17 protein-coding genes, 1 tRNA gene and 2 pseudogenes are annotated in these 23301 nt (G+C 59.3%); 13 read left to right on the forward strand and 7 right to left on the reverse strand.

Going from position 1 to position 23301, the window contains the following annotated elements:
* The first annotated feature begins 42 nt into the window (after positions 1–42).
* The 3 genes from B5M06_RS13780 (at position 43) to B5M06_RS13790 (ending at position 1844) form a co-directional block, all read left to right on the forward strand.
* Positions 43–1065: a class 1 fructose-bisphosphatase gene (locus B5M06_RS13780; RefSeq protein WP_054065317.1), complete on the forward strand. Its 1023-nt coding sequence runs from the start codon at positions 43–45 to the stop codon at positions 1063–1065.
* A gap of 12 nt (positions 1066–1077) precedes the next feature.
* Positions 1078–1153 (forward strand) — tRNA-Thr (locus tag B5M06_RS13785).
* Positions 1154–1385: 232 nt separating this feature from the next.
* A complete protein-coding gene (locus B5M06_RS13790; protein WP_054065318.1) occupies positions 1386–1844 on the forward strand; it encodes a Fur family transcriptional regulator in 459 nt (152 codons plus the stop codon).
* 24 nt (positions 1845–1868) lie between these two features.
* Here B5M06_RS13790 and B5M06_RS13795 read toward each other — a convergent pair whose 3' ends face one another.
* Positions 1869–4157: a TonB-dependent hemoglobin/transferrin/lactoferrin family receptor gene (locus tag B5M06_RS13795; protein ID WP_080025261.1), complete on the reverse strand. Its 2289-nt coding sequence runs from the start codon at positions 4155–4157 to the stop codon at positions 1869–1871.
* Between the two features lie 78 nt (positions 4158–4235).
* Here B5M06_RS13795 and B5M06_RS13800 point away from each other — a divergent pair, with 78 nt between their 5' ends.
* The 5 genes from B5M06_RS13800 (at position 4236) to B5M06_RS13820 (ending at position 11184) form a co-directional block, all read left to right on the forward strand.
* Positions 4236–9050: a cobaltochelatase subunit CobN gene (locus B5M06_RS13800; RefSeq protein ID WP_054065320.1), complete on the forward strand. Its 4815-nt coding sequence runs from the start codon at positions 4236–4238 to the stop codon at positions 9048–9050.
* Entirely contained in the window at positions 9047–9703 is a 657-nt protein-coding gene (locus B5M06_RS13805; protein WP_054065321.1) for a hypothetical protein, read from the forward strand. Before B5M06_RS13800 ends, B5M06_RS13805 begins: the two co-directional genes overlap by 4 nt.
* Before the next feature lie 48 nt (positions 9704–9751).
* Positions 9752–10345 carry a MotA/TolQ/ExbB proton channel family protein gene (locus tag B5M06_RS13810; RefSeq protein WP_054065322.1) on the forward strand — a complete coding sequence of 198 codons (594 nt, stop codon included), beginning with the start codon at positions 9752–9754 and terminating at the stop codon, positions 10343–10345.
* Positions 10342–10695 carry a DUF2149 domain-containing protein gene (locus B5M06_RS13815; RefSeq protein ID WP_054065323.1) on the forward strand — a complete coding sequence of 118 codons (354 nt, stop codon included), beginning with the start codon at positions 10342–10344 and terminating at the stop codon, positions 10693–10695. Before B5M06_RS13810 ends, B5M06_RS13815 begins: the two co-directional genes overlap by 4 nt.
* Positions 10696–10776: 81 nt before the next feature.
* Positions 10777–11184 carry a transposase gene (locus B5M06_RS13820; protein ID WP_082360161.1) on the forward strand — a complete coding sequence of 136 codons (408 nt, stop codon included), beginning with the start codon at positions 10777–10779 and terminating at the stop codon, positions 11182–11184.
* Here the strand turns inward: B5M06_RS13820 and B5M06_RS13825 are convergent.
* Positions 11151–11342, reverse strand: a pseudogene (locus tag B5M06_RS13825) (transposase); the annotation flags it as partial. The gene B5M06_RS13820 and the pseudogene B5M06_RS13825 overlap by 34 nt on opposite strands.
* Before the next feature lie 220 nt (positions 11343–11562).
* On the opposite strand from B5M06_RS13825, the gene panD reads away from it, so the two are divergent.
* From panD to B5M06_RS17105, 5 genes and pseudogenes are all read left to right on the forward strand, one after another.
* Positions 11563–11943, forward strand: a complete 381-nt coding sequence (panD, locus tag B5M06_RS13830; protein WP_054065324.1) for an aspartate 1-decarboxylase — start codon at positions 11563–11565, stop codon at positions 11941–11943.
* A gap of 197 nt (positions 11944–12140) precedes the next feature.
* Positions 12141–13037, forward strand: coding sequence for a 3-methyl-2-oxobutanoate hydroxymethyltransferase (gene panB, locus B5M06_RS13835; protein WP_054065325.1), 897 nt, complete (start codon positions 12141–12143; stop codon positions 13035–13037).
* A gap of 33 nt (positions 13038–13070) precedes the next feature.
* Complete coding sequence (gene panC / locus B5M06_RS13840; protein WP_054065326.1) at positions 13071–13919, forward strand: pantoate--beta-alanine ligase; 849 nt, start codon at positions 13071–13073, stop codon at positions 13917–13919.
* Positions 13920–13927: 8 nt separating this feature from the next.
* Positions 13928–14382: pseudogene (locus tag B5M06_RS13845) on the forward strand (IS5 family transposase); the annotation flags it as partial.
* Positions 14358–14660, forward strand: coding sequence for a hypothetical protein (locus tag B5M06_RS17105; protein WP_054065328.1), 303 nt, complete (start codon positions 14358–14360; stop codon positions 14658–14660). The pseudogene B5M06_RS13845 and the gene B5M06_RS17105, both read left to right, overlap by 25 nt.
* Positions 14661–14802: 142 nt before the next feature.
* Here the strand turns inward: B5M06_RS17105 and B5M06_RS13850 are convergent, their stop codons facing one another.
* The 5 genes from B5M06_RS13850 to hsdR form a co-directional block, all read right to left on the reverse strand.
* Positions 14803–15750 (reverse strand): hypothetical protein, encoded by a 948-nt coding sequence (locus B5M06_RS13850; protein WP_162777367.1) that lies wholly within the window; start codon positions 15748–15750, stop codon positions 14803–14805.
* Positions 15747–16511: a DUF3944 domain-containing protein gene (locus B5M06_RS13855; protein WP_054065329.1), complete on the reverse strand. Its 765-nt coding sequence runs from the start codon at positions 16509–16511 to the stop codon at positions 15747–15749. The genes B5M06_RS13850 and B5M06_RS13855 overlap by 4 nt, the downstream gene beginning before the upstream one ends.
* A gap of 172 nt (positions 16512–16683) precedes the next feature.
* Positions 16684–18060 (reverse strand): restriction endonuclease subunit S, encoded by a 1377-nt coding sequence (locus B5M06_RS13860; RefSeq protein ID WP_080025264.1) that lies wholly within the window; start codon positions 18058–18060, stop codon positions 16684–16686.
* The gene (locus B5M06_RS13865; protein WP_054066612.1) at positions 18057–19514 is read right to left on the reverse strand and encodes a class I SAM-dependent DNA methyltransferase; all 1458 of its coding nucleotides are present in this window, start codon (positions 19512–19514) and stop codon (positions 18057–18059) included. The genes B5M06_RS13860 and B5M06_RS13865 overlap by 4 nt, the downstream gene beginning before the upstream one ends.
* Before the next feature lie 174 nt (positions 19515–19688).
* A complete protein-coding gene (hsdR, locus tag B5M06_RS13870) occupies positions 19689–23171 on the reverse strand; it encodes a type I restriction-modification system endonuclease (protein WP_054066593.1) in 3483 nt (1160 codons plus the stop codon).
* Positions 23172–23301: the final 130 nt, after the last annotated feature.

The following is a 23301-nucleotide window of genomic DNA, read 5'->3' on the forward strand; positions in this document are numbered from 1 at the left end:
ATTTTTGATATTTATTTTTCACTTCTACCCGAAGGAGACCCCATGACACGTCGTGTCAGCCTGACCCGCTATCTGGTCGAACAACAACGCGTTGACGGACGCATCCCCCCCCAGCTGCGCCTGCTGCTGGAAGTGGTGGCACGCGCCTGCAAGCGCATCAGCTTTGCCGTGAACAAGGGTGAACTGGGCGATGTCATGGGCACCGCTGGCAGTGAAAACGTTCAAGGTGAAGTGCAGAAGAAGCTGGACATCATCGCCAACGAAACCCTGATCGAAGCCAACGAATGGGGTGGCCACCTGGCAGCCATGGCTTCGGAAGAAATGGAAGGCATCTATGTGGTGCCTAACCGCTACCCCCAGGGCGAATACCTGCTGATGTTTGACCCACTGGATGGCTCCTCCAACATCGACATCAACATGTCGATTGGCACCATCTTCAGCGTGCTCAAAAAACCTGATAACCACCCCGGCGTGCACGACAACGACTTCATGCAGCCTGGCACCCAGCAAGTCGCGGCAGGTTACTGCATCTACGGCCCCCAGACCACACTGGTGCTGACCGTGGGCGATGGCGTGGCCATGTTTACGCTGGACCGCGAGCAAGGCTCCTTCATTCTGATTGAAGAAAACGTCAAGATTCCTGAAGACACCAAGGAATTTGCCATCAACATGTCCAACATGCGCCACTGGGATGCCCCCGTAACGCGCTATGTGGACGAGTGCCTGGCAGGCGAAGAAGGCCCCCGTGGCAAGAACTTCAACATGCGCTGGGTGGCAGCCATGGTGGCAGACGTACACCGCATCCTGTGCCGTGGCGGCATCTTCATGTACCCATGGGACAAGCGTGAGCCCCACAAGCCCGGCAAGCTGCGTCTGATGTATGAAGCCAACCCCATGAGCTGGCTGATTGAGCAAGCTGGCGGCATGGCCACCAACGGCCGCCAGCGCATTCTGGAAATCCAGCCCACCGAGCTGCACCAGCGCGTGAGCGTCATCCTTGGCTCCAAGAACGAAGTGGAACGCGTGACGCAATATCACCTCGAAGCGGATCAAAAAGCGCTATAATTTTTCCTCGTTGCCGGTGTAGCTCAGTTGGTAGAGCAGCTCATTCGTAATGAGAAGGTCGCGTGTTCGATTCATGTCTCCGGCACCAATGAAATAAAGAAAAGCCTGCTACTGGAAAAGTAGCATGCTTTTTGCATTAGTGGCTGGTGTAGCCAGGTGCACTGTATTTTTCATGGGCTACCCGTTCATGCCCTCGTTCTGCACATCTGCAGCTTTCCCCTGCCCTTGCTGGACGCACACGCTCCTGCACTTGGGGTCAGTCATGCGTGCTTGCGATAAAGGCTAAACTCTCTGGCGTTACAACATCACTTATGCAAGCAATGTCATCCACAGCAAAGACGCACCACCATGAGCTGACCAAGCACCAGTCACTCGTGCTCAACGCGCTTGCGCGTGAGGAAGCTCCGGCGAGCGCCTATACGCTGCTGGATCAGCTGCGTGGTGAAGGTCTGCGTGCTCCACAGCAGATTTACAGAGCGCTGGACAAGTTGATCGAATACGGCCTGGTGCACCGTGTAGAGAGTCTGAACTCCTATGTGGCATGTGCCCACCCCCATGATCATCAGCATGGCCTGGTCGTCTTTGCGATTTGTGACCAGTGTGGGCATGTCAATGAGTTTCCCGACCAGACGGTGGAGCGCCGTCTGAAAAACTGGTCCAAGAGCAATGCGTTTCACATGCACACGGCGACGGTAGAAATGCATGGCACCTGTGACCAGTGCCACCAAACGGCTGCGGCAGAGCCTGAACCTGAACCTGAACCGACAGCCGGGGCCTGAGCCCTCGGCTTGCCTCTTTCGCCCTTAAAAATCCAGCCGCAGGCTCATTGCGGCTGTACGCCCCGGTGCGCTGTAGGCAGCCAGGCGTGGATCATTCCCTGTCAGGTGGCTCACGGTGGACCAGTCGTAATACGAGCGGTTGAACATATTGTGGATCGCCAGATGAAGCGTCACCTGCTTGCCCAGCCTCCAGTAGGCCGTGATATCTGCGGTGGCATAGCCGCTGGTTTTCAGCGGCACAGGTGCGGTGGGGCCAGTCTGCGCCAAAGCTTCATTGACACGGCGCTTACCGGCAACCAGGTTGGCGGTAAGTTCTGCGCCCCAGCGGCGGCTGCGCTCATCCCAGCGCAGACCAGCGACCAGCCGTGCGGGCTGAATGCTGTTGAGTGGCTGGTTGGTGACTTTGTCGTTACCCACAGAAAACTGCAGCGCGCCCAGCAACTTCCAGTGGTCCTTGGCGTGCAGCCACTGCCCGATTGACAAATGCCCCTTGGCTTCAATGCCGTAGATTTCTACTTCGCCAATGTTGCGTGACTGAAACGTGCGGATGGCCCGCGCATCGCCGCTTTGCCCTGGTGGAATGAAGGCAATCATCTGCGTCTGGATAAAGTCGGTATAGCGGTTGTAGAAAGCCGCAACCTCATAGGAGCCGCGCTCAAACTGCCCACGCATGCCCAGCTCCAATCCCCTGCTGCGCTCAGGTTTGAGGTTGGGGTTGGGAATAAAGTCGTGAATAAAGCTGGCGACAGGCACGCGCCCTATGCGGTTGAGCTGGTCATAGGTGGGCATGCGAAAGCCCGTGACGAAGTTGGCATAGATCACCTGCTGGGGCAGCCAACTGTAGCTCAGGCCCAGGCGCGGCGTCCATGCGGTTTTGGATTGCCCCACGGGTTTGCTGCCAGCCACATTGGCATTGGCAAACAGCGCATCGGGGTGTGGCGTAATCCGGTAAGTGTCAAAGCGCAGGCTGGGCGTGATGCGCAGGCGGTCATGCAGCAGCGCAATTTCATCCTGCACAACAACGCCAAGGTTTTGCACCGTGGTGTCTGGTGCGATTTTGCGCGGGTACAAGTCACCATCCACGATCTTGCTCACCACTTGACTGCCCACAGTGCGCTGCAGTGCGTCATTGCGCACCTCCAGCTTTTTGTACAGCATGTCTGCGCCCAGTACCCAGCGGTGGGTCAGTGCGCCCTGCTGGTGCTGGCCATCCAGTTGCAGGCTGCCAGACCATTGCTTTTCGCTGTGTGCCAGTGTGCTTTCGCGCAGCTGGGCAGGCTGTGCGCCCGGCGGCTGGCGTGCCTCGTCGGTGAATTCGTTGCTGCGGCTGTGCTGCACATCGATTTGTGCGGACAGGTTTTCAAACCATGCCCCTCCGGGTGTGTAGCGATAAGCCAGCCCCAGGCGATCGCGCTGGCTGCTGTCATCGGCCGCACTGCGCGTAATGCGTGTACCACCTGCGATGGGGCCTAGCAGCGATTGCAGATAGGCGCTGTTTTCCTTGCGAAAGTGTTCTGCCGTAAGCGTCATGCTCTGGCTGCTATCTATGCCCAGCACAGACTTGAGCAACACGTTGTGCATGCGCCAATCCTGTGGGTCTGGCTGCAGTGCACTGTCAGGGTGGTTTTGCAGCTCATGCCCACGGCTGGATGAAACCGACACCAGGTTTTGCGCGGCACCCGCGCGAAATGCCAGATTGGCATTGGCCCAGCGGCTGTCATCAGCACCATCAAAGCCTGCAGATGCAGAGCCTGCCAGGTGCTGACCATCGTCCAGAAAATCCTGTGGCTCCAGCGTGCGAAACAGCACGACACCCGCCAGCGCATCGCTGCCATACAGGCTGGATGCCGGCCCTTTGAGCACTTCCACACGCGACAGCGACCGTACATCCAGCTTTAACTGCCCATGGTTGGCGCCTGCGGCCACATAACCGCCTGGCTGGCGCACGCCATCAACCATCAAGCCCAGTCGCTGGCTGCCAATGCCACGCACTTCGATATGCGCCTCTCCACCTCGGCCACGTGGATCGCGCCCCACAGCCACGCCGGGCTCGTGGCGAAACATGGTGCGCAGATCGCTCACCAGGTCTTCCTGCAGCTGCTGGCTGTCAATCACGGTCACCGTCGCAGGCGTCGTTAACGCTGCGGAGGGCCTGCGGGTTGCCGTAATGGTGACGGCTTCCAGGCTGGCACTTGCCTTGTCTTGTGCGCCGGGGTGCGTATGCATCTGCCCCTGTGCTTGCTGTGCCCAGGCCACTCCCATGCTGGCACATACCCCCCAGATCGCTGCTTGCAGCGCAGTCATACGAAACATCTCACTTCACCTTGAACCAAATGCGAAACAAAGAATGTTATAACATCACAAATTGATTTTCTGAACAGGTCAAGAAAAATGACAGGAGCTTTTCGCTCACGCTTTACTGCCCGGCGCTGGCAGCGCATTGCGCTGGGCGCTTTACTGTTGCTGGCATGTGCTGTGTGGCTGTGGATAGGCTGGCGCACATGGCTGGCACCCACACGCATCGCGCTGGTGAACTACCCGGAGTTCCAGGCAGCACGCCTGGTCAAGGCCAGCCCTGATGCTTTTCATCGCATCAGCGTGTTGCCACTGCAGCGCCTGCAGCAGGTCAAGGACTATGACCTGGTGCTGGTTTTTGGCCGTGGCCTCAAGCTGGATGAAGCGCAGCTGCAGCATTTGCGCGAAGCTGCGCAGGCAGGCACCCCTTTGTTTGTGGATGGGGCCAGCAACCCGCAACACGACACCCTCACCAACTTGCAGGGTGGGGATCTGGACGCCGTCTCCAGCTACCTGCACAGCGGTGGCCCTGCCAATTACGAACGCCTGCAGGCCTACGTACGCAGCATGATCGATGGCAAGCGCTTTTTTACGCAGGCCGTACAGCCTGCGCAGGAAATGCCGCAGGATGTGTTTTTTCACCTGGGCGATGAAGCTGTCTTCGCTGATTTACCCAGCCTGGAGCAACACCTGCAACAGCAGCCCGGCTGGCAGCCACAGCGCCCACGTCTGGCATTGCTGACCAGCGTGCCCGGACCTTTCAATGCCAATCGTGACCATGTGGATGCCACCATCCGCGCATTTGAATCGCGTGGCTTTGAAGTCATTCCCATGGCAGCGGTGCGCCAGCGCCTGGCTTTTTTACAGCAGGTCCAGCCCGACGCCGTGGTCTACATGCCCCATGGGCGGCTGACGCTGGGCCAGGCCGATGAGGCCCGCCAGTGGCTGGCGCAGCGCAATATTCCGCTGTTTGCCCCCGTGAGCATCTTTGCGGAAGAGCAAGCATGGCTGGATGAGCCGTGCAGCTTTGACGGCAGCCTGCTGACCATGTCCATCACCTTGCCAGAGCTGGACGGCGCCACCACCCCCATGGCGATTGCCGCACAGTTTCGCGACAGCACGGGTTTGCGCGTTTTCCGCGCCCTGCCCCAGCGACTGGAGCGCTTTGCCGATCTGGTGCAGCGCAGCGTGGCCCTCAAAACCATGCCCAATGCCGAGAAAAAACTGGCCATTTACTACTACAAAGGCCCCGGCCAGAGTGCGCTGACGGCAGGTGATCTGGAGGTCGTGCCCTCTTTGTACGCCCTGCTCCAGCACCTGCGTGCACAGGGCTACCGAGTGGATGGCCTGCCTGCCACTGAAGCGGAGTTTGCCCGCCTGCTGCAACAGCGCGGCCCCAATATTGGGCCCTACGCCAAGGGCGACTTTGCCCAGTTTCTGCAGCATGCAGACCCTGCACTGGTGTCTGCCACGCAATTGCAGCAATGGTGCGGCGCACGCATTGCATCAACACTGTGTGAGCAAGTCAGCCAGCAGTTTGGCCCTGCGCCCGGTAACTACCTGAGCCACCAGAACCACGTCGCCGTGGCCCGTGTGCCGCTGGGCAATGTGGTCTTGCTGCCGCAGCCCCTGTCTGGCGTGGGTGACGACAGCTTCAAAATCGTGCACGGCACCAAGCAGGCTCCGCCCTGGCCGTATGTGGCTTCGTATCTGTGGACGCACGAAGTCTTTGGCGCCGATGTGGTCATGCACTTTGGCACCCACGGCAGCCTGGAATTCACACCCGGCAAGCAGATGGCCCTGTCAGACCACGACTGGCCCGATGCCCTGATTGGCAATGTGCCGCATCTGTACCTGTACACCATGGCCAATGTGGGTGAAGCCATGATTGCCAAACGGCGCAGCTATGCCACCACTGTTTCGCACCTGACGCCGCCACTGCGTGCTGCAGGTGCCCAATCTGCACATAAGCAGCTGGCTGATCTGCTGCTGGCCTGGAGCAGCGCAGACAGTGGCGCGCTCAAGCACCAGTACGCCCAGGACATCCAGCAGCAGGCGGTGGTACTGGGCCTGCACCAGGACTTGTCCCTGACCGCCGATGCCCCGTGGAGCGAAGCACAGCTGCAGCAGCTGGCCGACCACATGGAAACCGTGACCAGCGCGAACATCACCGATGGGCTTTACACACTGGGCACGCCCTATTCGGATCGCGCGCTGGACAGCATGGCCCAGCTGATGGGGGAAGACGCCATCCTGCACGCACTGGCAGAGCTGGACGTAGCACGCGGCAGCGTTGCACGGGCCCAGCTGGAGCACAGCGCATGGCTGGCACAGACCTACCGCCCGCGTGTGCAGGCGCTGATCGAGCTGGCCCAGCAAGGCGAGCCTGCACAAAAACTGCTGGAGCAAGTGCTGCAGCCCGGCGAGCTGCAACGCGCGCTGGACTGGGAGCACAGCCAGCACCGCCCCAGCGATGACGACCTGGTGCGCGGCTTTATCGCACTGGGCAGCCAGCGCGCATCTGCAGCACCTGCCGCAGCCCCGGCTGTGGATGATGCCGTGCTGCGCCAGCACCTCGCCCGCGCACTGGCCGACCCTGACAAACAGGAATTTCTGCACAGCCTGCGCTCTGAGCAAAAGCTCAAGCACGCACTGCGGGCGCTGGACCCTCAGGCGCTGCAAACCGCACGCAGCATCGCCAAGGCCATTCCGGTCATGGGCAAGGCGCTGGACATCGCCACTGATGCCGATGTGCTGCCCCTGCTGCAAGTCATGCAAAGCGCGGCAGGCCGCCAGAAAGTGTTCGACTGGCTGGCCGACCCCACGTTGCAGGCCAGCGTAGAAGCTGAACTACTGCAGGCCAGGCAGCGCGCGCAGCAGGCATGGCTGGCACAGGCCCAGCAGTATGAAGGCACGCTGGATACGGCAGCTGCCATCACCAGTGCAGAACAGGCGCAACAGCACGTGCAGCAACTCAATCCAGCGGCCCGTGCGCAATTGCACGCTGCCTTGGCGTTCTGGCAAAAAACAGAGCAGCCAGCGCTTGATACATCAGCATTTCAAATACAAAATGCTTTGAAAGGCTTAGAGCATCTGCGCAAAGCGCTACAAAAAGCAGAAGATCAGCAGCAGGACAGCGAGCGCCGCTTTGCCCAGGCCGTGCTGTCGCTGCGCGCACGCCTGCAGGCCATCCCCGACTACCGCGAGCAGCTGGCCCACAGCCCTGCGCGTGAACTGGCGGCGCTGAGCAATGCGCTCTCTGGCGGTTTTACCGAGCCGTCTTCGGGGGGCGATGCCCTGGTCAACCCGCAGGCGCTGCCTACGGGCCGCAACCTCTACAGCATTGATGCGGAAAAGGCCCCATCCGAGCAGGCCTGGCGTGTGGCACGCCAGATGGTGGACCAGATGCTGGCCCAGCACCGCGCTGCCCATGAGGGCCAGTGGCCCAGCAAAGTGGCGTTCACGCTGTGGGCGGGTGACTTCATCCACACCGAAGGCACCAGCGTGGCGCAAATCCTCTACCTGCTGGGGGTGGAACCGGTGCGCGATGCCTTTGGCCGTGTCTCCAGTTTGCGCCTGATTGACCGTGAAGTGCTGGGCCGCCCCCGCATTGATGTGGTGGTGCAGACCTCGGGCCAGCTGCGCGATCTGGCCGCCTCACGCCTGTACCTGATCAACCAGGCCGTGGCCATGGCGGCACAGGCGCGTGAAGCGGACAATGCCGTCGCTCAGGGCGTGCAGGCGGTGGAGCGCACCCTGAAAGAGCGCGGTGCAGCCCCGGCGCAGGCGCGCAAACTGGCCCATGTGCGCGTGTTCGGTGGCGTCAATGGCGGCTACGGCAGCGGCATCATGGACATGGTGGAAGCCGGTGACCGCTGGCAAGACCGCTCTGAAGTGGCCCAGACCTATATCGCCAACATGGGCGCAAGCTATGGCGAAGGCGAAATCTGGGGCGACTTCCAGGCCGGTGCCTTTGAAGCCGCACTGGCGGGCACGCAGCTGGTGGTGCAACCGCTGGAGTCCAACACCTGGGGGCCGATCTCGCTGGACCACGTCTATGAGTTCATGGGCGGCCTGAATCTGGCCGTGCGTGAAGTCACCGGCGAGGAGCCGGACGCCTACTTCAGCGACTACCGCAGCCCCAGCCGCCCCGCCATGCGCGAGACCAAGGCCGCCATTGCGGTGGAGGCACGCGCCACGGTGCTCAACCCGTCCTACATCCAGTCGCTGACCCAAGGCGGCGCTTCTGCAGCAGAAAACCTGGCGGAAATCACCCGCAACCTCTACGGCTGGAACGTCATGAAAACCGATGCCTTTGCCCCCGAGATGTGGGATGCGCTGCACGACACCTATGTGCGTGACCGCCACCAGCTGGGCGTGCAGGCATTTTTTGAGCGCGTGAACCCCTACGCCTTGCAGGAGATGACCGCCGTCATGCTCGAAACCGCGCGCAAAGGCTACTGGCTGCCTGGCGATGAACGCCTGCAGGAGCTGAGCATGCTGCACGCCGACCTGGTAGGCCGCTTTGGCGCCAGTGGCACCGGCTTTGTGAACGACAACCGGGCGCTGCGCACCTTTATTGCGCAGCAGCTGGGCGATGAGGACGTGCGACAGGCCTATCAGGACGCGCTGCAGACCGCCAACACCGGGGTCAGCGTGAACACCGACAAGGCACTGGTCCTGCAAAAAACCAACGATGGCCCCCTGGGCAATCCCGCCCAGCCTGCTGCCAGCAGCGATGCAGCGCAGGCACAGCCCACCAATAAGGCGCAGCAGCCCAATAAGGATGAGCAAACCACGCTGAGCCTGCGCCCCAGCGGTGCTCTGCTGGCTGTGCTGACGGGCGTGGTGCTGGCACTGGGCGCACTGGTGTGGTGGCTGCGCCGCCGCCATGCAGGGGTTGGCGCATGAGTATCGATGCCACCTTGCTGCTCCTGCTGGCCGTCTGCTGCTGGGTGCTGCTCGCCTTACAGGCCAGCCTGTGGCCGCGCTGGCTGCAGCTGGCTGCGCCGCTGGCACTCGTAGCCCTGCTGCTGGCTACGGGCGATCTGGCCAGCCACACCAGCATGGCCAGCATCCTGCAATGGGCGGCCAACCCGCAGCGCCGCCAGGATCTGGCCGCCCTCATGCTGGCCGAAGCCCTGCTCTACGGCTGCCAGGCCATATGCGGCGCGCAGGGCCAAAGTAACTGGTGGTGGCGCTTGCTCAGCTGGCTGCCCCTGCCCTCGGCCATGCTGATGCTGTTTTTTGCGCAGGTGGGCGTGATGCTGCTGGTCGATGGCTGGGACTACCAGCAGCTGGGCTGGCTGTGCGCCCTCAGCTTTGCACTGGTGTTGGCTGCCATCAGCGCGCTGCTGCACTGGGCCTTGCCTGAGATGAGCGTGCGCCATGTGCTGCGCGTGGGTCTGCATGGTGTGCAGGCCCTGGCTGCCTTGTGGCTGGCGCGTCCGGTGCTGCCCCCCAGCGTTGATCCGGTGCCGCTGTGGGGCGAACGGCTGGCCGCAACGGCCTGCGTGGTGCTGGCACTGGCCGCTGTGGGCTGGTGGTGGCAGCGCCGCCGCTGATGCGGCTTTTCTCTCTGAATACACAACTCTCTCTGACACACAAGTTTTATGGAATCGTTGATTTACACCCTGTCCTGGATCTCCACCGCGCTGCAAGTGCCGGTGGTGGTCGCCATCCTCTACCTGCTGGCGCGCGGCCTGCTGGCACTGGGCGGCTTTTATGGCCAATGGAGCGACCGCCTGCGCCGCAGACATCACATGGGCACGCTGGCAGACATTCCCGCAACGCAGCTGCTCGACACACTGGAGCAAGCCTGCGTTCGCCCCAAAGACGCCTTGCGTCAGGCCCTGCAGGCACTGCGGAAAGCACCTGCTGACCCGGTCTGGCATGAGCGCGTAGTCACCGAGTTTGAACTGGCTGTTGACCAGCGCCTGGCGCTGTTTCGCACCATGACACGCATTGGCCCCCTGCTGGGGCTGATGGGCACGCTGATTCCGCTGGGCCCCGCACTGGTAGCCCTGGCAGGCGGCGACATTGCTGTGCTGGCGCGCAAGATGGAAGTCGCCTTTGCCACGACCGTGGTCGGACTGGTGATTGGTGCCATTGGCTTCATGCTGCACCAGACCACCCAGCGCTGGGCCATGGACGATTTGTCGCTGCTGGATCTGGTCAGCGCCCGCCTGCGCGGAGACAAGGCATGAAGCGCCGCCGCTCCCTGCTGCGCGGTGGCGACAGCGACGACATGGACCCCATGGGCTTTCTGATCAACCTGTTCGATGTGGCCCTGGTATTTGCGCTGGCGCTGATGATTGCGCTGGTGTCCAACCTGCGCATTGCCGACATGCTCACCGCCAAGGACTTCACCGTGGTGAAAAACCCCGGCCAGCCAGACATGGAAATCATCACCCGCGAAGGCGGTAAAGTCTCACGCTACGTGGCCGGTGACGCCCAGGCCGAAGGCAACAGCGCCCGCCAGGGCCAGCGCGTGGGTACGGCCTACCGGCTGGAAAGTGGCGAGATCATCTATGTGCCGGATGAGACAGCTCCCTGACATGAGCCAACAACACCCTAAGCAAGCTCTGCACAAATAGTGCTCTGGTGTGCTTGTAGCCCCCGATGTGTCCAAACAGAGGTGGTTTTCATCTTCAAGCCAGCTTCAATGCCCGCCTTTTGGCGGGCATTGGCCTTTGAGGCCATGCATTTAAGCCCTGTTTTCTGGTGTTTTCAGCAAGCGCTTAGGGTGTGTCATCTAATCGCATCCATTCCTGCTGCAGCCGTCTTAGCCGATAAGGGCTATGACGCACAAGAGCGAGTCGTTGAACCGCTCTTGCGACAAGGCAAACAAGTGGTTATTCCCAGTCGCAGGTGCTGCAAAGAAAAACGCCCGGACGACAAACACTTATGCAAAGCACGTCACCTCATCGAGAACTTCTTTGCACGCTTGAAGCAGTACCGCTGTATTGCAACACGCTACGACAAAACTGCAGATGCGTTCTTGGGAGGCATTTATCTGGCAGCAATCGCCATATGGCTCAATTGATGACACGCCCCAGGAACCATCCACAAGTTGGCTAAGGCAAATAAGGTGTGTAGCTGCGGGGTGTTCTTCTGCAAACCTCAATAGCGGACCTTGCGGTGTCCGAATTGGCATTTGATCACCCTGAGGGCATGTTCAACCTTGGGCCTGATCCTGGCTTTTTTCACTTGCTCCCGCCCCTGATTTGTAAAAGACAGGAACTGGTATTTGGTGCACGGCAAAGCAGTTCCAATACACGAAGTGGCTACTCGCCATTGCAGATGCCGAGTTCATTGGGCAGACTCCGCATAATCCGCGCCTTGTGCGCAAACGCTCAAGATCACCGGCATTTCAATTTAGCCTTGCCTGGTGACTACCCAAAATAAATAAGCAGGGAGATATATGTTTCGTACACTTTTGAAGTCAAAGATTCATCGCGTCAAAACCACGCAGTGCGAGCTGCACTATGAGGGTTCGTGTGCCATTGATGAGGATTTGCTCGATGCCGCAAATATTGCAGAAAACGAGCAGATTCACATCTGGAACATTGACAACGGTGAGCGTTTTGTCACGTACGCAATCAAGGGGCAACGTGGCAGCGGCATGATTTCGGTCAATGGCTCGGCCGCTCGCCGTGCTGCGGTGGGTGATTTGCTCATCATTGCCGCTTTTGCCCAGGTTCATGAAAAAGATGTCGCCAATCACCAGCCGCAACTGGTTTTTGTGGATGACAACAACCGCCAGACAGAGCTGCGCCATAAAGTTCCTACACAGTCTCTTTAAGACTTTGTCGCCCACACCTGACAGCTACGCACAGGGCATAAGCGCCCTGTGGATCTTGCCTGCCAGCACGGCAGGCTCCGCACTTGAAAGCCGCTGACAGTTCAAGAAATAAGCCAAACCCTCAAGGCGCTGACTGAGCAGTGCTGGATCAAGGGATTGGTTAGCGGCCGTTAACTTCTGAATGAAAGTGTACGGACATGAGCAATACGACGGACTCCAAGGCCAGCGTTTCTTCTGGGACACCTTACGGCACCATTCCCCCAGCCTCACCCATGCCTGGGCGTAAGCCGGTCAGCCTGCCTCGCTTGGCACAGATGCGTGCACAGGGTGAAAAAATCGCCATGCTCACAGCCTACGATGCAACGTTTGCAGCAGTCGCCGATGCCGCAGGCGTAGATTGCATCTTGATCGGAGACTCTCTGGGCATGGTATGTCAGGGACGCCACAGCACGGTGGGTGTCACCATGGAAGACATGGTCTATCACACGGCTAGCGTCGCTCGAGGCATTCATCGCAGCCAGGGTAGCGCCTGGCTGGTAGCCGACCTGCCCTACGGCAGTTATGCAGAAAGTCCCGAGCAGGCGATGCGCAACGCGTGCAGTTTGATGCAGGCTGGCGCTCACATGGTGAAGCTTGAAGGTGGCGGCTGGACTGTCAAAACCGTTGAGTTCCTGGCCGCTCGAGGCGTGCCCGTCTGCGCCCATCTTGGCCTGACGCCCCAGACCGTTTACGCTCTGGGCGGCTATCGTGTTCAAGGCAGAGACGAGTCTGCCGCGCAATTGCTGCGCGAGCAGTCACTGCAGCTGCAGGAGGCTGGTGCAAGCATGTTGGTGCTGGAGATGGTTCCTGCAAGCTTGGCAGCCAGCATTACCCAGGAATTGGTGCATTGCCACACCATAGGGATTGGCGCAGGCAACGGAACTGCAGGCCAGGTGCTGGTGCTGCATGACATGCTTGGCATGAATCTGGGCAAGATGCCTAAATTTGTGCGCAACTTCATGGAAGGCGCAGACAGCATCAAGGGAGCCATGCAAGCCTATGTCCAGGCGGTCAAAGCAGGCAGCTTTCCCGACAACGCTCTGCACGCTTGGTAAACACAGGCTCAGCATCTTCGAGATATTTCACCTATGCAAATCGTTCACACCACAGATGCTTTGCGCCAGGCTTTGGCCGGCCGCGGCCGCCCCGGCTTTGTCCCGACCATGGGTAATCTGCATGAGGGGCACCTTTCCTTGGTGCGCCATGCGCAAACACTTGCAGACGTGACGGTTGTCAGCATCTTCGTCAATCGTCTGCAGTTTCTGCCGCACGAAGACTTCGACAGCTATCCACGCACGTTTGAATCTGATTGTGCCAAGCTCGCTTCACTGGGCTGTGATGTGCTGTTCGCCCCTAAGGAGGTTGACCTCTACCCTCAACCCCAGACATTCAAGGTTCACCCAGATCCTGCACTGGCCGACATCCTCGAAGGACAGTTCCGTCCAGGCTTCTTTACCGGCGTGAGCACTGTCGTCATGAAGCTGTTTCACTGCGTTTTTGGTCATTCGGTGGGGGGCGTTGCCGTATTTGGCAAAAAGGACTACCAGCAACTATTGGTCATCCGCCACATGGTGCAGCAGTTTGCCATGCCGATAGAGATTGTTGGCGTTGATACCCAGCGCGCTGAAGACGGACTGGCGCTGAGCTCACGCAATGGCTATCTGGAACCGGAGCAACGCAACCAGGCCCGTGCACTGTATGCACAGCTGCAGTGGCTCGCCGAACAGGCTCTGCAGGGCACTTCTGCGCTGGCCGAGCTGGAAGCGCAGGCCATGGCACAGCTATCGGCCCTGGGCTGGGAGCCTGATTATCTGACCGTTCGCCGTCGCAATGATCTTCTGCCGCCTGCGCCAGCAGACATTCAAGCTTCCAGCCTGGTCGCATTGGGCGCTGCGCGTTTAGGCAACACACGGCTGATTGACAATCTGGAGTTCTAGAAAATCACGCCATGCTGGTTCGCCTTCGCGAACATGACCCAATTGATTGGAACCGAGCCAGCATTGATGGCTCTTCGGTGCCAAGCCCCCGGGGGGCCAAGAAACAGGCCCAAACCCCACAGATAGAGGCAAGTTAGGCTCCAAGCGACACATCATCGTAGATGCTCAGGGCATCCCATTGGTCGTCCTTGTGAGTGCAGCCAACAGACATGACTCCAAGATGTTTGAGTCGTGTGTGGATGCCATACCTGCAGTCAAAGGGCTGCAAGGCCGCCCTCGCAGGCGGCCCCACAAGCTTCATGCAGATAAGGGATATGACTACCCGCGGTGCAGGTCTCATCTGAAAAAGCGTGGAATCCTCAGCCGTATCGCAAGACGCGGTGTTGAAAGCAGCGAGAAACTGGGCAGGCATCGCTGGGTCGTGGAGCGCACACATGGGTGGTTTGCTGGGTTTGGGAGCATGACGACCAGCTCGTCTGTGCACAGGGCGGCCCCAGCGCGACCGTCATCACCGTGCAACTCAAGAACGGCCAGCAGCTGCAGGCACGTGTCGACAAGGCCAAGGGCGAGCCCTACAACCCCATGTCTGCCGATGAAATGCGCAACAAGTACCTCGATTGCCTGGCCTTTGCAGGTATTCCAGAGGCACAGGCACGCAGCAGCCTGCAGCGCCTGGGCCAGCTCGAGCGTGAAGCGCAGGCTGGACAGGTGCTGTCAGCGCTGGTTGTGCCCAAGGCTTGAGCATCGTCACTGCATTGGACGGTTTTTCGAGCGGGCTTAACCCTCCTCACCAGAGGCAGACACAAAAAAAACCGCCCTGCTGCACCAAGGCACAGGGCGGTTTTGAGCAGAGGCGCTGTTACAGCGCAAGACCACGAGCGCTTTACAACGCGATCTTGGCCTGTTGCCTGAACAGCAGCATCTGATTGACGGGCGACTGCATCAGCTCCAGCAGCTTGGGCTTGTATTCCATGAATACCCGCTCACCCTGCTGACCCAGGGCACCGGCCACCATCTCACGGTTGAGCTGGTTCATCAGCCCACGGTAGCTGCCCAGCACCTGTTCGTACTTCTGAGCACCGCTCCACAGAATCGACTGTGCCAGCGCGGGTTTGCCAATGCGTGCGGCCAGCAAATGCTCGGCATGCAGGGCGCCGGGCAGGATGTCCACCAGCATATGGATAAAGTCCAGCATCAGCTTGAAGTGCTTGCTTTCACTGCGCTCTCCTGCGCTGTTCTTTACATAGCCTGCAATGTTGTCCACCAGCGATGCAATGTGGTTGCGCTTGCTGCCCAGATGCGCCAGCAAGGGGGTGGCCACCTCACGGATTTCTGTGGCCATGGCGCGGTCCTCCAGCAGGCTGCGTGCGTATTCCACATAGCCCATGTAGTCGCCAATCTTGTCCATGTAGAACACCAGATTTTGCTCATGCTGGGTCTGCGCGATTTCATCGACCGTGTCCTGAATCGCATCCAGCTTGCGGCCCAGATACTGCGTCTGCACCACGATGGCGCCTACCACCACCACGCTGCTGAGCACCTGCGCGGCCATCAGCACGTTTTGCATGCTTTGCACCGCCTGCGCCACATTTTGCGTGGCCGATGCCACCGACTGCAGCTGCTCCATGATCTGCTTGGCGTTCTCTGCCTTGCTTTGGATGAAGTCGAGATGCTGAATGACTCCAGTCTTCCCGCTACCCTTGGCCCAGTAAGCAACTCCGTCATAGATGGCTGCCTGGCCTTTTTGTAGCGCCTCAATCAATTCTGGCTTGATGCTATTGGGATCTAAGATCCAGACCTTGTCGAGCAAGTCAGTTAAGTTATTAATCAAAACAAGTCCCTCTCCAAATACTTCTTGCGCATATAGGCAATCTGAATCACCGCTGGCATGGTCACGCGGTAGGCCGCGCCAGAGATCATGGGCACCGTCAGCGCCACGCCCAGCACCACGGCAAAAGGCCCGGCAAAAGCAGCTGCACCCAGACGTGTGCCAATGAATTGCGCAGCCATAGGTCCCGCAAAGCGTGCGGCCAGGCCTGCGCCCAGCGAAGCCAGCATGGCCCCCGCCACATATTCATACAGCAGCATGGCAGCAGCGCCACCCGTTGCCAGTGCCAGGCGCACGGGCGACAGGCCGCTTGCGTCCTTGAAGCGCTCGATCAGATTGATCTTTTCCAGAAACTCTGTGCGCTGGGCTTCGTCCATCTTGTCCCAGGCCTTGTCGGCCAGAAACTCGATGAGCTTTTCTTCCTTTTGCACGATTTCTTGCTCTTCGCTGCCCAGCTTCACGCCCACGCGCTCGCACACGTCCGACAGAATTTCCTCATACAGCACGCCCGTGCCACGGAACAGATTGACCACCGAGTCACCGCCGTACAGCTGCAGCTCACCCGCCACCACCTGCCAGCTCTTGACCCACTTCTGCGGATCGTCCAGGTGCTTGGTAAAGCCCTCGTCAGTCAGGATGCTGCTGGTGCGGCGCACCTCACCATCGGTGTCATGAATCAGAATCTGCGCCAGATTGGACACATCATCGTTGTCGCACATGGCCAGAAATTTCAGGCCGGGGTCTTCGCGGTATTTGATTGCCATACAGGCTTGCTCACTCTCTCAACAAAACAAGGCAAACACCCGCCACGCCCATGGCCGCAAGCTGCGGCAAGGGCAAGTGGCTGGCGCATGGGAATAGCGGATGTGGTGTGTGTGGTGTGCCCGCTGCGATGGTCTGGTGCAGGCATGGCAGCGGGTGTGACGGGGTGTGGGCTTATTCGGAAACGGTTGGGGCTTTGGCCGCACGCCCACGCTTGGGCTTGCTGGCGGTGTCAGCAGCACGCGCCTCGCGCAGGCGGCGCAGGAGTTCGGTGGCGGGTTCGTCGCTGGGGTCTTGCGGCACCAGCTCGCCGCGAAAGGCCTTGGCCAGCAGCGCGGGGGTCAGGCGCTCGGCCGCGGTCTGGGCGGATTGCAGACGGGCTTCCAGGCGGTCGGCAAAGGCAAACAGGATTTCGACCCGGCGGACGATTTCGGTTTGTTCTTCCCTACTTGGCAAAAGTAATTCTAATTTCTTTATATCTCGCAAATAAAGTGCGCTCACTGCGGTTGCTCCAGAGGCACCTTTTAATACTTCTTGAATTAGTGGTGATGCTATATAGTGGAAAAGATATTTTGGAATGATTAAATTTGCATCGGGTTTTACTAAAATAACCGTACCCATTAAACAAAAATCAATTTCTTCCCTGACTAAAGCACATCTTCCAATCGTGCCTCTACTACATATCAAAATGTCATTTATTTGCGGCTTGCAACGCAACCAAAATTTCTCAGCATCTTCCCTAGAAACAAAATCTTTAACCGAAAAATCTAGATCGCCGTCCAAAACATTTTTCGCCGTTAAAAGAGGAATTCCCTCATTAATTTTTCTTGGAGAAATATGTTCTCCATCAGTTATCTTTAAACAGACATCTAATAGCAGCTTTTTTTGCCAAAGAGGAAAACCTGTCGTAGATCGCCAATCCTCTGTCAACCTCCCCGAAGTCGCAGCAGCCAGCACAGACTGGCGAAAGCGTTTGAGCAAGGGGGTGATGCGCGCCAGTCGGTCGTTCAGGGTATCGACGCGCGCCAGTGTGGTGTCGAGTTTGTCGGCTATGCGGCGTTGTTCTGCAAGAGGTGGTAATGGAATTTCCAGTTTTCCCAACGTACTGGCGGAAATATTTGCAATATTTGTTGTTTGGCTCGAACCCTCGCGCAACTTTCTTTGAGCTTCGCTACTTTTTAGAAAATTAAACAAATAACTTCCATTAATTACATCAGTCGACCTAACTGCGGCTAAGAAAGCACCGAATGCTGATGGATAAATTAAGTTATCGGCTCTTGCAACCTTGCCAACAAGTTCATAGCTATTCGCCATAGACATGAGAATGTCACCTGGCTGAACTATTTGCTCTTCTCTTTTAACATATGAACGATCAACGAAATACACATCTCGTAAATCAAGTTTCTTTTGAATATTGCTGGTTCTAAGGCAACAAACTCGATCTATAGACCATTCATTTAATTTAGCACTTGCTGGAAATGTGATTCCTCGCACTACTAAAGAAATATCTGAGAGATTTGCTGAGGTCCAATTCGGAATATTTACTGTCATTCCTCACCCTCCCCCAACTCCGCCAAAATCCCCTCCAACTCCTCCAGCGCGGCATTCAGTTCATCGGTGATTTCACGCGCCAGCATCGCAGGCTCAGGCAAATCGGCCGCGTCTTCCACGCTATCGTCCTTGAGCCAGGCAATATCCAGGCTGTCCTGCTTTTCCGTGGCAATCCACTCGCGTGTAAAGCAGCGCCAGCGGCCCTGCTCGCCTTGATCGGTACGTGCGCTGCGGCCATTGGGGTCTTGGCCATATGCGGCAATAAATTCGGCAAAGTGCGCCTCGGTCAGCGGGGTGCGTTTGCCAAACTTGGGGGCGTTGGCGCGCATGTCATAGACCCAGACGCTGTCCGTGCTGCCGGTGGCAGATTCGCTCACTTTTTCAAAGAACAGCACATTGGTCTTGACACCCTGCGCGTAAAAAATGCCCGTGGGCAGACGCAGGATGGTATGCAGGCGGCATTTGTCCATGAGCATGCGGCGAATGTCCGTGCCCACGCCGGCTTCAAACAGCACATTGTCCGGCAGCACCACGGCGGCGCGGCCACCGTCCTTCAAGTGGCGCACGATGTGCTGCACAAAGGCCAGCTGCTTGTTGCTGGTGGCAAAAGTCAGGTCATCGCGTGTGGGGCCGCCGCCGCCCTTGGCTGTGCCAAACGGCGGGTTGCTGAGGATGATGTCGCTCTTGGGCAATTGGCTGCCTGCGCTGCCCAGCGTGTTGCCCAGACGAATCGCGCCTTCGCCACGGCCTTCAATGCCGTGCAGCAGGCAGTTCATGAGCGCGAGGCGCCGGGTGTTGGGCACCAGCTCCATGCCCACATAGGCATCCACAATCTGAAAGGCGCGCTGGGCTTCGGTCAGTTCCAGCAAATCGTCCGTCTGGGCGCGGATGGCGCGGTCTGCGGCAATCAGGAAACCGGCCGTGCCTGCGGCCGGGTCCTGCACGGTCTCGCCCACCTGCGGGCGCATGACGGTGATCATGGCGTCAATCAGCGGGCGTGGTGTGAAGTACTGGCCTGCGCCGCTTTTGGTTTCGGAGGCGTTCTTTTCCAGCAGGCCTTCGTACAGGTCGCCCAGGCCATCCTTGTCAGTGTCAAACCAGTCAATCTGGTCCAGGCTGCGGATGAGCTGCTCCAGATGGCGCGGTTCCTTCAGGCGCGTCTGCGCATCGGCATAGATGGCTGCTAGACGCGGATCCTGCGAGCGCGAGAGCTTGAGCAGCGTCTCCTTATAGTGATTCATCAGGTTCGGGCCTGACAACCTGTGTAGTTCTTTCCAGCGTGCGTATTCGGGCAGCAGCGGTGCGGTGATGACGCCGGACTCCACATTCTCATGCTCCATCTTGATAAAGAGCAGCAGCACCAGCTCGGTGACGTAGTCGCTGTAGTTGATGCCGTCGTCACGCAGCACGTCGCAAAGGTTCCAGAGTTTCTGGACGATGTCAGAGGTGGTCATAGAGGGTGTGTTGTAGTTTTGATAGCTGCCAGCGCTGGATTTATATGGGTTTGAGCATGTTTTATGCCTGAAATGCTTATAAATCCAGCGCTAGCCGCTCTTTTTTCTGAAATATGAAAAGTTTTGCCATGCAGCATAGCAAGGGATGGCAAGGGGTCAAGCGACCGCAGGCATTCAGGCGGCTTTCTGCCACAGGGCTTCGGAGAGTGTGGCAACCACACTGTCCAGCTTGCCGTCCAGCACCTTGTTGACCTGCTTGATGCCGCCTTGCTGGCGGAAGGCTTCGTTCAGAAAGTTCTGGTCCACCACGGTTTCGTGCTTGAGCTGTTTGGCAATGCGCTCCAGCCAGCTGCGCTGCGCAGGCATCCAGTTGTGCATGGCGTAGATGCGCTGCATGGCGCGGTTGACGCGCTCCTCGAAAGGCAGCAGCGCCTCGCCCAGCGCAGCCTGGCGGATGTAGGCGACGATGCCTGCGGCAATGTCCTGGTTGCTCTGGTTGCGCCACGCGGCCTTGAGCGCGGCTTCCGAGTAGCCTGCACCATCGAGCAGCAGGCGCACTTCGCGCAGCTGCTCGCGCGTGAGGTCCTTGGGGCGGTTGACCACGACGGACAGCGCCACGGACTGGTTGACCTGCTCGCGCACAAAGCGGGCAAAGCTGTCCAGATAATCTGCCGGTTTGGCGTACTGGCCCCAGCTTTGTTCGCGGGCCACCAACTCGTCATGGTGGGTGGAAAGGACGGGCTGGTAGGCCGTGCCCATGAGCTGCTGCACTTCGCCCAGCTGGGCCAGCAGGCGGGTGTTTTCTTTGAGGAAGTTGGCTGCAGCCTTGACGCCGTCTTTTTTGGCCACGGCATGCAGGTGCTGGTGCAGCTTGGCCGGTGGCACGCCCCAGCTTTGTTCCAGCTGCTGCAGCTGCGCTTTCAGCGCGGGTTTCTTTTGCGCCATGTGCTCGGCCTTGCGCAGCACGCGCATGAGCTTCTGGTTCAACTGGTCCAGCACATCGTCGGCATGGCGGCGCTCAGGGCTGCTGCCTGCGGCTTCGTAGGATTTGGGGTTGTCCAGCTCGGCCAGCAGCTGCTCGATGCTGACTTTGGGGTCTTTGACCAGCGGCTGCATGGTGTTCACATCCTGCAGCGTGGCGTACAGGTCCACGGGGTCATAGATGCGGAACACGGTTTTGCCGATACTGTCGCAGCGGCGCGTGGCGCGGCCAATCATCTGCTCATACAGAATGCGTGAGCGCACGCGGCGCATGAACACCAGATTGCAGATGGCGGGCACATCAATGCCGGTGGTGAGCAAGTCCACGGTGACGGCCACTTTGGGAAATGGCTCGTTCTTGTAGCGGCGGATCAGCTGGTCCACCTTGTCGCTCTTGCCGGTGATCTTGACCACGGTGGCCTGGTTGTAGGCATCGCCATGCAGCTCCTTGAACGCCTCGCCCAGCATGCGCACCACCTTGTCGGCATGGGTGTCGGTGGCACAGAAGATCATGGTCTTTTCGTCGCTGAAGGGGTCCAGCTCCATGGCCAGCTGGTTGCAGATCACGCGGTTGAAGTTGTCGTTGAGCACGCCTTTGTTAAAGCTGGCTACGTCAAAGTGCAGCTCGTCTTCCAGCTCGGCCTGGTCCACCTCGCCTGTGTGCAGGTTGATGCTTTCCACGGCTTCGCCCTTGTCAAAGTGGATGCCGTTTTGCGTGAGCAGCGTGGTGTAGCGAATGGGTGGCTCGTGGTCGATCAGCCAGTCATCGGCTACGGCTTCGCGGTAGCTGTACGTATACACAGGTTTGCCAAAAATATCACTGGTGTGCTTGGCGGGGGTGGCGGTCAGCCCCACCTTGGCCGCATCAAAGTAGTCCAGCACCCGGCGGTAGGTGGACAGGTACTGGGCCTGGTCACGCAGTTCCAGCTCGCCCTCGGTCATTTCCTGGTCCAGCGTGTAGCCACGGTGGGCTTCGTCCACGATGATGCAGTCAAACTGGTCCACGGGCGGCGGGTTGTCGCTGGCAAAGATGCGCTTGACCATGGCCTGCACGGTGGCGACTTGCACGCGGTCTTCGGCCTGCGCCGCCATGTCGCCCAGATCGGCCACGTTATAGAGCTTGGACAGCGGCAGGTTTTGCTCCAGCAGCACGTCGTCAAAGGCTTCCAGCGCCTGGTCACCCAGCGCCGTGCGGTCCACCAGAAACAGAATGCGCTTGAAGCGCTCCGCCTTGAGCAGGCGGTAGATCAAGCCAATGATGGTGCGCGTCTTGCCCGTGCCAGTCGCCATGGCCAGTAGGCAGTTGGATTGGCCCTGCGCCAGCGCGCTTTCTACGGCGCTGATGGCTTTGACCTGGTAGTCGCGCAGGCCAAGGTAGGCGTGGCCTTCGGCCGCCAGCGCCTCCTGCGCCTTGGCAATGTCGCGCTGGAGCATGTCCAGCAGCCCTTCGGGCGAGTGGAAGTTCTGCAGCGGCTTGGCGAGGTTGGAGCTGTGGCGCAGATCACGAAACCAGGTGCCGCTGGCTTCTTCATGCTGCTTCACATAAGGGCGACCATTGCAGGAGTAGGCAAAGGGAATGGTGAAGTGCGCGCCCTGCCCGTCTTCCCAGGGCTGCACGCGCTGGGCCAGCTGCCACGCGGCCTGCACGCCATCGGCCGGTAAAAAGGCACGGGCATAGCGCTCTGCCTGGCTGATCTTGCCTGCCACGTTCTGGTTCAGGCGCTTGGCCTCCACCACGGCCACAGGCACCAGCCCGGCAAACAGCACATAGTCTGCGCTTTGCATGCCTTGCATGGGCCACTCGGCAATGGCCTGGTTTTTGCCGCGCTGCGGGCGTGCGCCTTTGGCGTGGGTCAGGTGGACGGTGTCGGCCTCCCAGCCCGCGTCGCGCAGCATCTGGTCGATGAGCAGGCGTGTGCTGGCTTCGTCCATGTGCACCAGGCTGGCCGCCTTGCGGGAGCGCTCGCTCCAGCTGCGCATGGACTGGCTGCTTGGTGCTTGTTGCTGCGCGGCCTGTGCCTGGGCTTTGTGCAGCTCGGCCTTCAGGGCTGCAATGGTCTGGCTGGCTTCTTCGGCCAGCTGTTCGTAAATATCGCGCTCCTGCTGGGCCTGCTCGGCCAGCGCTTTTTCCTGCTCCGCTTGCTGGCGCAGCAGCTCGGCCATCGCGGCAGTGTCACTGCTGGCAGCCTCGGTGCTGCTGAGCTTGCGCTGCAGATCTTCTATCTGCTTTTGCAGGGCGTAGAGCTTCTGGCTGGGGTCATCGGGCAGCTGAAAGGGGCCGGGCTTGAAGTGTGGGTCCTTGCCAAAGGTGCGGTGAAACCACAGGGCCACTTCACGCGCGACTTTGAGGCTTTCCAGCGCTTCGCGGTAGCCAATGCGGTGATCGACTTCATGCGCGGCTTCATTGCCACGGGTGCGCAACAAGTGAAACATTTGCCGCACCTGTGCATCCAGCCCCAGGCGGGCATCGATGGCGCGCAGCAACTCGGCCTGGGTGGGCTGCAGCAACTGGATGCCGAGCCGGTTGGCCATGTCTTTGGCAATGGCCTCGGCCAGCAGGCGCAGCTTGGCCACGCAACTGACCGGGTCGTGAGGAAAGATTTTTTCTGCCGTGGCGCCCAGTGTGGCCAAGGCGTTGGAATGTGCCTGCAAAAACTCGAAATTGCTCACCCGCATTGCTCCGTGTGTTTTTTCTTGTCTGCTGCATTATGACGCTGTTACATGGTGTTGCAATTAAAGCGCTTCGCCCCATACCCCTAGGGTCTGCCATGGTTCTTGGCCCATACATACAGTGTGTGTTGTGTTT

Origin of the sequence: Comamonas kerstersii (assembly GCF_002056725.1) — a bacterium.
In the GTDB taxonomy this organism is placed as follows: domain Bacteria; phylum Pseudomonadota; class Gammaproteobacteria; order Burkholderiales; family Burkholderiaceae_C; genus Comamonas; species Comamonas kerstersii.